Origin of the sequence: Haploplasma axanthum (assembly GCF_900660745.1) — a bacterium.
Taxonomy (GTDB): Bacteria; Bacillota_I; Bacilli_A; order Acholeplasmatales; family Acholeplasmataceae; genus Haploplasma; species Haploplasma axanthum.
Window position 1 is genome coordinate 482,035 of record NZ_LR215048.1, and the last position, 14,630, is coordinate 496,664.

General features: G+C 26.8%; 15 protein-coding genes and 1 riboswitch. Of the genes, 13 read left to right on the forward strand and 2 right to left on the reverse strand.

Annotated elements, in window-relative coordinates; genetic code table 11:
* Positions 1-36: 36 nt before the first annotated feature.
* Positions 37-1,236, reverse strand: coding sequence for an endonuclease I family protein (locus tag EXC62_RS02350; protein WP_052590126.1), 1,200 nt, complete (start codon positions 1,234-1,236; stop codon positions 37-39).
* A gap of 260 nt (positions 1,237-1,496) precedes the next feature.
* Between EXC62_RS02350 and EXC62_RS02355 the strand changes: the two genes are divergently transcribed.
* The 5 genes from EXC62_RS02355 (at position 1,497) to EXC62_RS02375 (ending at position 7,466) form a co-directional block, all read left to right on the forward strand.
* Entirely contained in the window at positions 1,497-2,837 is a 1,341-nt protein-coding gene (locus EXC62_RS02355; RefSeq protein ID WP_026391181.1) for an O-antigen ligase family protein, read from the forward strand.
* Positions 2,812-4,665, forward strand: a complete 1,854-nt coding sequence (locus EXC62_RS02360; RefSeq protein ID WP_026391180.1) for an endonuclease — start codon at positions 2,812-2,814, stop codon at positions 4,663-4,665. Before EXC62_RS02355 ends, EXC62_RS02360 begins: the two co-directional genes overlap by 26 nt.
* A 167-nt stretch (positions 4,666-4,832) precedes the next feature.
* Entirely contained in the window at positions 4,833-5,243 is a 411-nt protein-coding gene (locus EXC62_RS02365) for a CBS domain-containing protein (RefSeq protein WP_162140334.1), read from the forward strand.
* Positions 5,240-6,931 carry a M3 family oligoendopeptidase gene (locus EXC62_RS02370; protein WP_026391179.1) on the forward strand — a complete coding sequence of 564 codons (1,692 nt, stop codon included), beginning with the start codon at positions 5,240-5,242 and terminating at the stop codon, positions 6,929-6,931. The genes EXC62_RS02365 and EXC62_RS02370 overlap by 4 nt, the downstream gene beginning before the upstream one ends.
* Before the next feature lie 61 nt (positions 6,932-6,992).
* Entirely contained in the window at positions 6,993-7,466 is a 474-nt protein-coding gene (locus tag EXC62_RS02375; protein ID WP_026391178.1) for an NUDIX hydrolase, read from the forward strand.
* Here the strand turns inward: EXC62_RS02375 and EXC62_RS02380 are convergent.
* Entirely contained in the window at positions 7,461-8,363 is a 903-nt protein-coding gene (locus tag EXC62_RS02380) for a GNAT family N-acetyltransferase (RefSeq protein ID WP_026391177.1), read from the reverse strand. The two genes, EXC62_RS02375 and EXC62_RS02380, sit on opposite strands and share 6 nt — an antisense overlap.
* Positions 8,364-8,583: 220 nt before the next feature.
* On the opposite strand from EXC62_RS02380, the gene EXC62_RS02385 reads away from it, so the two are divergent.
* From EXC62_RS02385 to EXC62_RS02420, 8 genes are all read left to right on the forward strand, one after another.
* Positions 8,584-9,450 carry a cation diffusion facilitator family transporter gene (locus EXC62_RS02385; protein WP_162140333.1) on the forward strand — a complete coding sequence of 289 codons (867 nt, stop codon included), beginning with the start codon at positions 8,584-8,586 and terminating at the stop codon, positions 9,448-9,450.
* Between the two features lie 67 nt (positions 9,451-9,517).
* Complete coding sequence (locus tag EXC62_RS02390) at positions 9,518-9,799, forward strand: GlsB/YeaQ/YmgE family stress response membrane protein (RefSeq protein WP_052590123.1); 282 nt, start codon at positions 9,518-9,520, stop codon at positions 9,797-9,799.
* A 39-nt stretch (positions 9,800-9,838) separates the two neighbouring features.
* A riboswitch (cyclic di-AMP (ydaO/yuaA leader) is annotated at positions 9,839-9,971 on the forward strand.
* A gap of 107 nt (positions 9,972-10,078) precedes the next feature.
* Positions 10,079-10,393, forward strand: coding sequence for a hypothetical protein (locus EXC62_RS02395; protein ID WP_026391174.1), 315 nt, complete (start codon positions 10,079-10,081; stop codon positions 10,391-10,393).
* Entirely contained in the window at positions 10,386-12,308 is a 1,923-nt protein-coding gene (locus tag EXC62_RS02400) for a V-type ATP synthase subunit I (protein WP_026391173.1), read from the forward strand. Before EXC62_RS02395 ends, EXC62_RS02400 begins: the two co-directional genes overlap by 8 nt.
* 12 nt (positions 12,309-12,320) lie before the next feature.
* Positions 12,321-12,782: a V-type ATP synthase subunit K gene (locus EXC62_RS02405; protein WP_026391172.1), complete on the forward strand. Its 462-nt coding sequence runs from the start codon at positions 12,321-12,323 to the stop codon at positions 12,780-12,782.
* A 15-nt stretch (positions 12,783-12,797) separates the two neighbouring features.
* Complete coding sequence (locus tag EXC62_RS02410; RefSeq protein WP_026391171.1) at positions 12,798-13,400, forward strand: hypothetical protein; 603 nt, start codon at positions 12,798-12,800, stop codon at positions 13,398-13,400.
* 11 nt (positions 13,401-13,411) lie between these two features.
* Entirely contained in the window at positions 13,412-14,326 is a 915-nt protein-coding gene (locus tag EXC62_RS02415) for a V-type ATPase subunit (protein ID WP_035375948.1), read from the forward strand.
* Positions 14,316-14,627 (forward strand): V-type ATP synthase subunit F, encoded by a 312-nt coding sequence (locus tag EXC62_RS02420; protein ID WP_026391170.1) that lies wholly within the window; start codon positions 14,316-14,318, stop codon positions 14,625-14,627. The genes EXC62_RS02415 and EXC62_RS02420 overlap by 11 nt, the downstream gene beginning before the upstream one ends.
* Positions 14,628-14,630 lie beyond the last annotated feature (3 nt).

A 14,630-nucleotide genomic window follows, 5' to 3' on the forward strand; every position in this document is an offset into this window, starting at 1 on the left:
ATTAAAAAAGAGCGATATAAATCCCTCTTTAATTATTTATTTTGATGGGTAATGCTCTGGCCATAAAAGATATACTAGGTTTGGATAATCAATAAAAGGATTTCTATTACCTTGCATGTCATGAATTACATTATTACGTTTAATCTCAAATTCATCAACTGGATCTTCTAAATGCCATTTTAATAACACATCCCAAGGATTGTTATTAGTAATCATTGAATTTATTTTAAGGTTTGGATATTTAATTAGTCCATAAAGAAGAATTCTTGCCACATCCCCTTTATGATCATCGCCTGGGAAGAAAGAAGAAGAATTGTTATAATTTCCACTTCCATCAATAAAACGTTTATTACCACGATCCCTATTTATTTTAACATCGGCAGCTCTTAGATTATGTTGATTACCTGTAAAATTAGTGTATCCTGCACTTTCTAACCAACTCTTAGCCATAACATGCTCCTTGTTCCATTGTCCGGCACTGCCACCACTAAGATTAACAGAACGATCTTCGCCATTATAGATTAACCAAACAGTACTTGTACTATTTAAAGATAAATCTGCTTTTTTTAGTGTAGCCCAATCACTTGAACTATAGGATTTAATATTTGTTCCTGTGCTTATAATTCTTGCAAGTTCAGTTTTTAGTTTGCTAGCAATAAAATCAGTGCTTAATGCATTATAATAGCCATTAAACAAGCTAAAATCTATTTCTCCGTTATTGTTATTATTTGAATTGAAAACAGCGTAGAGTGTTAATGAGCCATCTGCAGTAACCGGTAATTGATATTTACTACCATTATTTGTTGTTGACCAATGCTTAATAGTCTTAGAACCAGTATATTTACTATTTAGAATTGCCTCTGTTAATGAACTACCTTTATCAATATCAAATGTTGATTGGTTGCCATCAATTACTAATGTAATTCTTACTTTATTATTTGGTGTTGGTGGTAATATCGATTCATAGACAGAATATAAAGATAAATCTGCAGTGATTTTTATATCGAAAGTATACTCAATTCCATCTTTACTAGTAGACCAAAACTTAAAGTTATCATTTGTTACTATGCCTGTTAGTTTATCTTTTGTAAAGATTTCACCATGCTCAATAAAATAGTTATTGATATTAACATCTTTGTCATATACTCTAATAGTATGTGTTTGAGGTTCTTTCCCACAACTAACTAAGATAAAAGTTGTGATTAATAATAATATAAAACCTAGTGTTTTTTTCATTTGTATATACGCCTCCGTAAGAATTATTATAGTGTAAAAAGATATCTATTTCAACCTATTTTCGATATTTACGAAAAATATACAAGTCAAATTTTCGAAAGGTTAAAAAACTCTTTTTTTTACACTATAATTAACAAATTTAACTAATTGGTATTACTTTACAAAAAGTTCTAATACTATTATAATAGTTGTATGAGTTAAGAAGTAGTTAATAGTCCTTAGATGTTTCTAAGGATTTTTATATAAAGGGGTTTGAAAATATGACTAATGAATACTTAGAGAAGAATCGAATTCAAATACTTCTCCCAATCTTTGCCTTATTAAGTTTCACAACATGGGTTTTAAAGATTCCACAAATATATAATATAATTCTATATCTAACGATATTATTTCTTTTAATTATTTTTAAATTTAAGACATTCACTTTAATTATGTTTTCACTATTTAGTTTAATGTCGAATTTTAGAGCTGATAAACATCAATTAGTATTTCAAATAGTGTTTGGTGTACTTTCAATTTATTTAGTATTTCAGTTACTTTACAAGTGTTTATATAAAAAACAAAAATTGAAAGGTAAATTATTAATTCCTTTAATAATATTTTTAGGATATAGTTTAATTACTTTTATTTGGACAGTTAATGTTGTATCAGCAATTTCTAGAGTATCAATTATTATTCAGGGCTATGTTTTATATTTAGCATTAGTAAATAGTGATGACAAAGTTGAATTTAAAGAGATTTCATGGTTCTTTAGCTTATTTTTATTAACATTAAGTTTTGAATATATTGTGATTCTTGCAAGAGCAAACGTATTTTTTAATTTTGAAACAAAATATTATTTAATGGATTTATGGGCTAATCCAAATATAGTTGCTACTGTATTTGCAATTGGTTTTGTTCCATCATTGTATAAATACTTTATAAAAGATGGAAGTAAATTAAAATACTTATATTTGCCGCTTGAAATTTTAATAGTTTATGCTATTTATGCAACACAATCAAAAGGTTTGTATTTTGGATTGTTTGTAATGATTTTAATGATACCAATAATTATATTAATCAAGAATAAAAAACTTATTTTAACATCTATATATACTATTATTTTTGGATTTGCAGGAGCAATGATATTACTCGTTATTTTTAAAGATAATTTTCCAGAACTTTTTACAAAAATTGATAGTTTTTCAAGCAGTAGAGTAAGAATATATGAAATAGGAATTAACGAACTTAAAAATCCGTTCACACTTTATTTTGGAAAAGGAATAGGATCAACACATCATATTTTATTAGATAATGGATTTTCAAATTTTTATTTCCATAGTTGGTTTTTCCAAACATTGGTTAATCAAGGCTTAATTGGTATTACAATCACTTTAACAAATCTTTACTTAATATTCAAAATGTGTCTTAATACAAAAGATAAGTTTAAGTATTTTGCATATTTAGGATTAATAGCTTATGTATTTCATACGCTTATAGATGTGGGTTATGAATATCAGTTTTTAGGTGTAATGTATTATATGTTAGTTGCTGTTTTAGAAAAGAATTTAAATCCTTTGGAAAGTGGTGAAGCGAATGAAAAAACTTTTATTAGTAGTTAATATTGTTATATTCTCTATTGTTTTAGTATCATGTAACTTTATTAGAAAAGAAAAATTTCGAGTAACTTTCAAATTAGATGGTGAGGTACATGAACAAAAAGAAATTGAAAAAGGAAATTTAATTACTAAACCAAGTGAACCAAATAAAGTTGGGTTTGAAATAATTGGTTGGTATAAAGATATAAATGATGAAGAAACAAAATGGAATTTTGAGACTGATAAAGTTTTAGAACATTTAGAATTAACTGGTAAATGGAAAAGAAAAGATAATTATTTAGAAATCCAAGATTTACGGCATGAAGATTCAATTCTTACTTGGCTTGAAATTCCAAATGCTGAATATGAAATAAGGCTTTTATACAACATAGAACGAACTAGCAATAATTCTTTTGATATTAGTAAGTATAAAGAAATTATTGCAGAAAAAGAAATACTGACTATTGTTCCTATAAAAGAAGGTTTTATAGGTTTGGAGAGAGTCATTGATGTTCAATATAAAAAAGCAAATGAAAAAGAGAATATAAATTTAAATTTTGATTCATTAAGTAAAGGAAATTATGCATCAAGTATGATTGATTTTTCAGGATTTATTTTCGAACTCAATGGTGCTTTAATTGGTACAAGTGCTAGCGATTTAAAAAATGGAGCAAAGTCAGTTAGAATGCAAGAAAATGGATTTATTTCATTTGTTACTGGAATAAATAGATTCCAACGATTAACATTTAATTTGGGTACATATGGAACTAATAATGATTCAAATGTTAATGTTTATGTAAAAGGATTTACAGAAACTGAATATAGACAAATTAAAACATTTAAAACAATTAAAGAATTAGTAAATGTTGAAGTTAGTATTAATGATGTGCCAGAAGATATAAGAAATAATACGTTATTGTTTAAAATAGAAAAAGATAATGTAGCAAATGCCAGGGTTAATATTGATGATTTAATTGTTTATGATTTAGGAGAAGAAAAATACATAATTGGTGCTGATGAAGATATTGATTTACTTCCATATTACGAATCGGTAAGAGGATTGAAGGGTGAAAAATTAGTTGAAGAACTTAGAATCATTCTAAATACAAATTTTAATTCCTTAAAATATGAAGACGCAAAATATGTTTTAGCAAACAGTGATAGAAACCCACTTGATGGTAATAATTCATTACTTGGCATGTATGATAATGATTCAATCGTTACTTATTGGACTACAGGTGCAAATGCATGGCAAAGAGAGCATGTTTGGCCTAATTCAAGACTTGGTATTGAAAGAGTTAAGGAAAGTAGTAGGAATCAAGGGAGCGATATGCATAACCTAAGAGCGATAACTGGTATTAATCAAACAAGATCGAATAGGCATTTTACAAATGGAAATGGTGTTGCAACTAAAGTTGGATCAAATGCATTTTATCCTGGTGATGATCATAAGGGCGATGTCGCTAGAATTCTTCTTTATATGGCAGTTAAGTATGATTTCTTAATGTTAACTAAAAATGAAACATTACTTAGCAACAGTGATTCATACTTACCAAAAGGTGCATATGGTGGAAGACTTGATTTATTGCTTGATTGGCATAATGATGATCAGGTTGATGAATTTGAAAAAAATAGAAATGAATTTATATTTTCAGGTGTAGCAAAAAAAGAAAATGGATCTAGTATCTCTCCTCAGGGAAATAGAAATCCATTTATTGATCATCCTGAGTTGTTTACAGAAGTATATAATTATTTTTTAAATGCAGATTTAAAAAGACTGGCTAATATGAATGTTAGTGTTGACTTAATTATTGATTATTATAAGTTTATGATGGATATGAAAAATATTTAATTTAGTTGTAGTAAAGCATTTAAAGGTAAATAGATTGTTTTAAAATGAAAACATGGGAAGATAATTTGAAAAAAGAAGATGAAGCTGATACTTCATCTTTTTAAAATATAAAAATTTAACAAATAATCAATTTTATGGTAAAATTACTCATAAAGGAGAGGAAAAATATGAATATATTATTTCACTTACTTCCCAAAGAAAAAGTAGCTTATATTAATGAAAATTCAACTCTTAGACAAGCGATGGAAAAGATGGAATTTCATAGATATACTGCTGTTCCTATTATTAGTGATGAGGGAAAATATGTTGGTGTGCTAAGAGAAGGAGATATTTTATGGTATATAAAGAATCTTGAGAAGTTTGAAATTCAATTAGCAGAGAAAGTAACGATTAAAGAATTACCAAGAAAAAAAGATCATAATGAAGTATCAATTAATACCGATATGGAGAGATTAGTTGAGTTATCAATAGACCAGAATTTTATTCCGGTTGTTGATGATAGAGGTAATTTTATTGGTATTGTAACGAGAAAATCAATAATAACATATTTAGCAAATGGAAAAGGAGAAAACAAATGAAATTTAGCGAATATAAATACGAAAGACCAAATATTAAAAAATATGAAGAAGAAGCAAAGAGACTTTTAGATTTAATTGCAACAGGTAAAACTGCTAAGGAAGAAATAGCAGCAATTAATGAATTCCACAAATTAGATGAAGAAGTATCTACAATGCTAACATTAGCATCAATTAGAAATAGTATTAATACAAAAGATGAGTTCTATGAACAAGAACAAGAATTCTTTGATGAAAATATGCCTCACTTACAAGCAATTAGTAATGAATTTACAAATAAATTACTTGCTAGTAAGAATAGAGTTGAGTTAGAAAAAGAATTTGGAAAATTAATTTTCGATCAAGCAGAAGTTTCTAAAAAAATATTTAAACCAGAAATAATTGAAGATTTACAATTAGAAAACAAATTATCGACTGAATATTCAAAACTTACATCAAGTGCACATATTGAATTTGATGGAGGAGTTTATAATTTAAGTCAAATGGCACCTTTTACACAATCAAAAGATCGTGATACAAGAAAAAGAGCTAATCTTGCAGTATCAAAATTCTTTAATGATAATCTAGAATCATATGATAGAATCTATGATCAAATGGTTAAAGTTAGAACTGAGATTGCTAAAAAATTAGGATATGATAATTATGTTCAATTAGGATATGACAGATTTGGTAGAACTGATTATACTAAAAAAGAGGTTGCATTATATAGAAAACAAATCTTTGAAGATGTTGTTCCATTTGTTGAAGAACTTACAAAAAGAAAAGCAAAACGTTTAGGAATTAAAAATCCTCAAAGTTATGATTTATCATTATCATTTTTATCAGGTAATCCTACACCAAAAGGTGATAGAGAATGGCAAGTTCTTAAAGCAACTAAAATGTATAATGAAATGTCAAAAGAAACAAGCGAATTCTTTAACTTTATGTTAGAAAATGAATTGTTAGAATTAGATAGTAAACCAGGAAAACAAGGTGGTGGATATTGTACATATATTCCATCATATAGAGCTCCATTTATATTTGCTAATTTCAACGGAACTAGTCATGATGTGGATGTTTTAACACATGAAGCAGGACATGCATTCCAAGTTTATCAAAGTAGAGATTTAATTCCTGAATATCGTTGGCCAACAATGGAAGCTGCTGAAATTCATTCAATGAGTATGGAATTTCTAGCTTGGCCATGGATTCATGAATTTTTCCAAGAAGATACTGAGAAATATAAATTTGATCATTTAGCTAGTTCAGTAAGTTTCTTACCATATGGTGCTCTTGTAGATCATTTCCAACATGAAGTTTATGAAAATCCTGGAATGAGTCCAGAAGAAAGACGTCAAACATGGAGAAAACTAGAAAAAGCTTATTTACCATTCAAAAAATATGATGAAGATTCATTCTTAGAAAATGGTGGATTCTGGTTTAGACAAGGTCATATATTTAGTAGTCCATTTTATTATATTGATTATACACTTGCTCAAGTATGTGCATTCCAATATTGGACAAAGAGTAGAAATGATTATAAGAGTGCATGGGAAAGTTATTTGAATTTATGTAAACAAGGTGGTTCAAAGAGTTTCTTAGGACTTGTTAATTATGTTAATTTAAGAAATCCTTTTGAAAAAGGAAGTATTAAAGAAATTATGGAACCGATAAAGAAATATTTAGATTCAGTTGACGATAAGAAATTATAATTAAAGAAAAGGCTACAGATTTCTGTAGCTTTTTTAAATAGTAAAGGAAGTATTAATAAATATGTCATTTTTAAAAATAAAGAAAGATAAAAATAATTTAGAATATGTTGATTTACCTAATGCTGTTGCAGCATTTATAGTTAATCAAAAAAATGAAGTTATTATTGTTAATGTTAAAAGACCACTCATAGATTCATCAATTGAAATACCTGCAGGGTTAATTGATAATGATGAGACAGAAGAATCTGCAATAATTAGAGAGTTAATAGAAGAAACAAGTATTGATTTTAGTGATGAGATTAATGATAAAACATTTAATATCCAATTTAATTCTGCAATAGGATATTCAAATCAATTATTAACACTATATGTTTTTAGAACAAAAAAAGAAATTATTTTTAAAAAAGAAAAACTTGATCAAGAAATAATTAATGTCGGATTAATTAATATCGAAAAATTAGATGAAATAATAAGTAATAAGGAATTAATAGATTATAAAACAATCCTTGGATTATCAGTATATAAAAAATTATAAAGTCTTTTTTAATGTTACGAAAGATTGAACAATTTCGAAGCCAGCATCTTGATATATTTTTAGTGCTTTATTAGTTCTACCTGTATATAAACTCATATAGGTTGCACCCATTTTATATAACTCTTGATGGAGATTATAAAATAGAAGTTTTCCAAGACCAAAACCCTGAGCATCGTTAATGACACCAATACCTGAAAATTCGCCTCTTTTATCATTTGCAACACTCAATGGGCCTGCAAATCCAACTACGTTATTATTAATTGTTGCAACTAAGATAGGCTTATTAGTTTCAGATAAAACTTTTTCCCAATTAGAATTCTTTAATTCTTTTAAGAAATAATTAAATCCAGAATGTATGTTTTTGTTATAGTAACTAATACATACATTTTTTTCTTTATGTATAGAAACTAATTCTATTGATAATGTAGGTTTGTTCTTTTTTGAAAGCATCATAAATAAGGTTTCTTGAACACTGTTAAATTTATATTTATTTTCAATATAAAATTTATGAAGTTTACTATTTTCTATTACACCTTGATAATTTGTATGCATATAAGTATCTTTTATTTTAAAAGGTAATTGATATGGTGAGAAGCAGTGAATCCAAATTTCTTTTTGATTTATTTCCTTTTGATGTGTTTCAATGAATTTTAAAAAATCTAAATCATAACTATTATCAAAGTAAATTTGAATAAAAGACAAATTATCTTTTTTTGATAATATAGCTAAAGAAAAAATATCATTATCAATACTTTTAAAGTAAGTAAAAGAGTTTTTCAAAATTTCTTTAAATAGTTCAATATCAATAACAATCATATCGGTATATTTCAAAGTGAAACAAACATAAAAATCATAAAGTTTAGTAATTGAATAGTTATTATTATAAACATTAAACAAAATATCACTTCCTTTTATAATAATAATATCATGTTGAAAACAGTCTTTGTAATACTTTAAAAAATATTATTTGAATAATCAATTTTTGAATGTTTTTTTCATAGTTGCCGATTAAAATGTGAAAGGAGAAGGTTAATATTTTGTTAACGTTAACCTTAAAATTTAGTGCTTGACAGAGCCGTTTTATCTAACTATAATACTACTATTGAAGGTGATTGAATTGATTAAAGAAGTTAAAAGAATTTTTGTTGCTGGCTTAATTCTAAATATAGTATTGACGATTATAAAACTACTTGGTGGATACTTAGGAAAATCTAATTCTTTAGTTAGTGATGGATATAATTCATTATCTGATATTTTTATAAGTTCATTATTATTGATTTTTATTACAATATCAAATAAAAAAGCTGATAAGAACCATCCGTATGGACATGAAAAATATGAAGGTATAATTAGTTTTGTTTTAGGTTTATTTTTGATGATAATGTCTTTATATATTATTTATCTAGGAATTAATGATTTATTTAAATATGATAATACAATAGTCTATGAAAAACCTAAGTTATTCACGATTGTTGTTGCAGTAATAAGTATCTTAATAAAACTCATAATTTATTTTATAAATATAAAAGGCTATAAAAAGTATAATCAAATTAGCTTGAAAGCAGATGCATATAATCACTTAGGCGATATATTTGCAACATCAGCAAGTTTAATTGGGATAGTACTTGCAAGTATTTCTTTTGTTTATTTTGATTATATAGCATCAATTATTATTGGATTAATAATCTTTAAAAATGGTTTTGATGTTACAAAAGAAGCCATCTCATTTTTAGTAGATGAAGCACCTAGTAAAGATGAGATTAAGAATATAAAAAAATCTATTCTAGAAATAGATGGTGTTATGGGGATTGATGATTTTAAAGCTCGAAAACATATGAATAAAATTTATGTTGATGTTGAAATTGCTGTTTCAAAAAAATTAAGTTTAATCGATGCTCATAAGATTGCAGAAGATGTTCATCTTAAAATAGAAGATAAATACGAAAATGTTATTCACTGTATGGTGCATGTTAATCCAAGGTAAGGATATCATTTCCAATTTCAAAAACTTCTTGATATAATAAAAGAAAAAGAGAGAGAGGAAGTATGTTATGGTTATTTTAGGAATTGCAGAATTTTTTGGTAATATTTGGCCTTTAGTTGTTACAATTGTTATTGGTGCATTAATTGGATGGATTGCAGGAATTCTTATGGGTTCTAAGGGTGGATTAATTAGAAATGTCATCATTGGTATACTAGGTGCCTTTGTTGGTGGTATTTTAGGATCACTAATCCCTTTTACTGGAAATATTCCTTTTGGAAGTTTTATAATGGCTGTAGTAGGTGCAGTATTAGTTATTTGGGTTGTTAGATTTTTATCAGGGAAAAAATAAAAAAGCCTTGATAAGTAAGCTTAATATATGTTACTATTGATATGTTAAGATCCGAATCAAAAGTGAGTGGGGAAACCAATAATTGGGGTGAATTCTTGTTTAGAGACAAGAAGGGGAAACTTGGAGTTCCTAACCCGACAGCTAACCTCATAGGAGTTATCCAAGCGTGCGATATTTTTGTTGCGCGCTTTTTATATTTTATTATATTATTTTTATAAATAATATATAAATGTTATAATTAATTTGAGAAAAGTAATATTAATGAAGGTGGTGATTAAATTGTCAAAGCAATTAGAAAAGATTATGGATGCAGAAAAGAAAATTCAAAAAGAGATTAATAAAGCAAATGAAAGGCGTGAATTATTAGTTTCTATTGCTGTTGAAGAAGGAACAAATGAGTCAAATAAGCTACATGAAGAAACAGAAATCAAAATAAAACAAATGTTCAATGATAAGAAACAAAGAATTAGTGAAATTGATGAAGAATTAGAAACTGTAATGAAACGTGAAAGCGAAAAAATGACAAAGAAAGTAAGTAAAAAAATAGATAATATTATTGAACAAATTTATGAGGAGGCGTTAGGTAGTGATTAAGTCAGTTAGAAAAGTCAAAATAATTGTTCCAAAAGAGTCAAAAGAAGAATTATTAATGACATTACAAAAAGAAGCAATTGTGATGCTTCCTAAACATGATGAGAATAGTGGAGTTATTGATGTTAGCAACGAAGATGAAGTAATATCAAGAACTAATAACGCTCTAAAAAAATTAGGTTCTTATCGAAAGAAAAACAGAAAGTTTTTTCAATATAGCACAGTTAAATATGAGAACTTTGTTGGTGGAGTTAATGAACGTTTAGACCTTTTAAATAGTATAGAAGAAAAATTTGACCAATATAATTTTTTAACGAGTGAAAATAAAGAGGAACAAAAACTAATTAACGAGGTTTATCCTTTTAAAGATTTGGAGTATACGACAAAAGAATTAGAAGATAGTTTATATGTTTCATTTCATTTAGGATATGTTCCTGAGAATCGATGGGATTTCTTTAGAGATTATTCAAATAGAGCAGGTGTTTCATATGTAACATATGGAACAAGTGAATTAGGACACCATATTTTAGTTTATTTGGATAATGATGAAGAGGATAAAGAGATTAATCAATTGGAAAGATTTGGGTTCGTTTTACAAGAGTTACCAATTCTTGAAGAAAAATTCTCACAATATATTAAAAAGAAACAAACAATAATAAATAATAACAATACAAAAATTAATGAAATAACGACTTATTTTACTAATAGCACTGAAGAAGATAATGAACTTAAGATATTAGCAGATCAAATGATTGCTCAAAAGAGTCGAAGATTAGTTATTTATAAAGAAAATGATAAAGACGTTATTTTTGATGGCTGGATTAGTGATGAGTTTGCTGGAAGCCTTCAGGCTATTGTTAAAAAGGTTACGTTGTTATATCAGTTAGAATTTCAAGAACCAACTGAATATGATTATGTCCCTACATTATTAAAAAATAATAAATTTGTAACACCATTTGAATCAATTACGAATACATATTCTGTTCCAAATTACCGAGAAATTGATCCAAACCCTGTTATGTCAATATGGTACTGGATTATCTTTGGATTAATGATTGGTGATGTTGGTTATGGGTTAATGATGTTACTAGTATTTGGATTGTTTACTAAATATAAAAAGCCAAAAGGTGAGTTTGGACAATTAGTTAAAATATTTTTCTATAGTGGTATAACAAGTATTATCGCAGGGATTTTATATGGCAGCTTCTTTGGTGTTGATTTTAACCTCTTTGGTATTATCGGTAATATCTTTGGGCAAAATTGGAATTCTGTGCTTTTAGACCCAATCAATGAGACTATGACAATGTTAATATTCTCGATTGGACTGGGTGTCTTACACTTAATAACAGCACTAGTAATGAAAGTCATATTATCTGTTAAACAAAAAGATGTTATTACAGGAATAGCAGATGGCTTAAGTTGGATCTTTATATTACTTGGTGTTTCAATGTTTGCAGCAGCAAGTATCTTAAGTCTTTTAAAAACAATTGGAATAGTTTTCTTAATTATAGGAATTGTCGTTTTAATTGTCTTTAAAGGTTTAAAGAAGAAAGGTATTCTAGGAAAAATCTTTGGTGGATTTGGTGGTCTCTTTGGAGTAACAAGTTACTTAAGTGACTTACTAAGTTATTCAAGAATTTTAGCACTTGCACTATCTTCTGGGATAATTGCATATACAATGAATTTATTAGCGGGATTAGTTAATGGTAATGGTTCTAATTTTATTGGAATAATTATCTCAATTCCGATTTATATCGGAGGACATTTATTTAATTTCGCAATGGGCTTGTTATCGGCATATGTACATAGTTCAAGATTACAATACTTAGAGTTTTATAATAAATTTTATGAAGGTGGCGGATACTTATTTGAGCCTTTAAAATTTAATACAAAATATATAAATGAAATTACAAATTAGGAGGAATAAAATATGGACGGTTTAACATTAGCGCTTATTGGCGCGATTACAGCAACACTTTTATCAGGGATAGGATCAGCGATTGGTGTAGGAATAACAGCACGTGCAGCATCTGGTGTTCTTACAGAAAAACCCAATTTATTTGGAAAACTTTTAGTTTTATTAGCATTACCAACTACAAATGGTATATATGGGTTTCTAATTTCAATTTTGATATTAGTTCAAACAGGAATTATTGGCGGAGCAGCAGTTGATGTATCAATGAATGAAGGATGGAAGTATCTATTTGTATCATTACCTGTGGGCATTGTTGGTATTTTTGCAGGTATTGCACAAGCTAAGGCGGCAGCTGGAGCTATTTATATGACAGGTAAAAAACCTGAATTATCTGCTCGCGGTATTGTTATGGCATCACTAATTGAAACATATTTGATTTTAGCTTTACTAATTAGTGTATTGATTATTTTTAGTTAATGGGAGTTGATTACTTTGGGTTTAGGTGAGAAAATTATAAAAAAAGGAACAGAAGAAGCAAAAAGAATTTTAGATGTAGCTAAATTAGAAGCTAAACAAACTAAATTAAATATAATTGCAGAAGCAAAAGAAGATTGTGAAATAAAAGTAAAAAACGTTAAAAGAGAAATTGATAAAGAATTAAAAACTAAAGAAAAAATGTTGCAGTTTGAAAGAAAACAAGCAGAATTAATCGCTAAACAAAGTGTTATTGATAAGATTTTTGGAACTGTAAGTGAAAGAATTAATAATTTGAAAGATGAAGAACTTTTTAATTATGTCTTAAATCAAATTAAGAGTGAAAAACTTACAGGTGATGAAGTAATGCGTACAAATAAATTGCAGTATGAAAAGTATTTAAAGGCTTTATCAACTAAAAAAAGTGGGAAATTAGTTGAGTTAGATAAAATAAATGATATTTTAAAAACGAATTTCAAATTATCTAATGAACATATTGATATTAATAATGGGTTTATATTAGAAGGAAAATTCTTTGATTTGAATTTTGCTATTGAAGAGGTAATTGATAGATTACGCGATAAGTACGAAAGAAAAATCGTTAAAGAATTATTTGAATAGTGGTGGTTAATATGGATATTAACTTTTTAAACGGAGTATATAACGTTAAAGTAGATTCAATGTTAAGTGATGATGATTTTAATACATTGAAAAGATTAGAAAAATCTTTATTCTTTAAATATCTAAAAACAAAAGATTATGGATTTGGTAGTAAATATCATTCGTTAGATGAAATTATTGCTCAAGAGATTATTAATACAAAACTAGAATTAGAAAGTTATACTGATGAAAAAATTATTTCATTTGTATTTTACTTAGAACACGATTTAACAAATATAAAAATTGTATTTAAAGAATTAAAATATAATGTTGTATCAACAATGTATGATAATGTTGGAAACTTTCCAAATGAAGCGTTGCATCAATTTTTTAAATATGATAACAAGGCTTTATTACCTAATGAAGTATATGAACTTTTTGATAGAATCAAATTAATTGATAGTAAAAATATTCAAGAAACACTTCAAAATATTGAAAAATGTGTTTATGATTTTTATGATGAATATTTAAACAAAAAGAAAACTTATTATCCATTAAAAGCATATTTAGAATATGACAAGGTAGTTAGTAATCTTAAAACGTTACTTAGATTAAGAAATCGTAATACAAGTCTTAATGATTTTAAAGATGCTTTACTGAATGAAAGTATTGTTGGTATTGATAATTGGGTTAATGCTTATGAATTACCAGAGAGAGAAATGGTAAATAAATTATCAATGTATTTTGATGATTTTGTAATTGATGGAATAAATGATTTTCTAAAAAATAATGACGCTAATGAACTTGAATATGTTTTTTTAGATTATTATGACGAGAAGCTTAAGGAATTAACATATGATGATAATTCTATTGCAGCTATTTTGTACTATCTACATTTAAAGAGAGTTGAGACATTTAAGTTAAGGGAGATGTATTATGAAAAATAAATCGATAATTGCTCTAGGACATAATGAAAATGTTTATGTTTTTAATGCGATAGGAATTGATGGAGTAATCATTCAAAGAGACGTATTTATTAAAGTTGTTAATGAATATATAAAAGAAGGAATAAAAATATTTTTTGTTAGTCAAGAGTTTAATGATTTAATCAGAGAAATAAAAGAGGAAAATGATACAGAAGCATATCCAATCTTTTTATCGCTATCAATGGATAAAAATGTTGAAAGTATTGGGGTAGAAGAGATAAGAAAAAATGTTGAAAAAGCAACAGGAATAAATTTAATTTAAGGG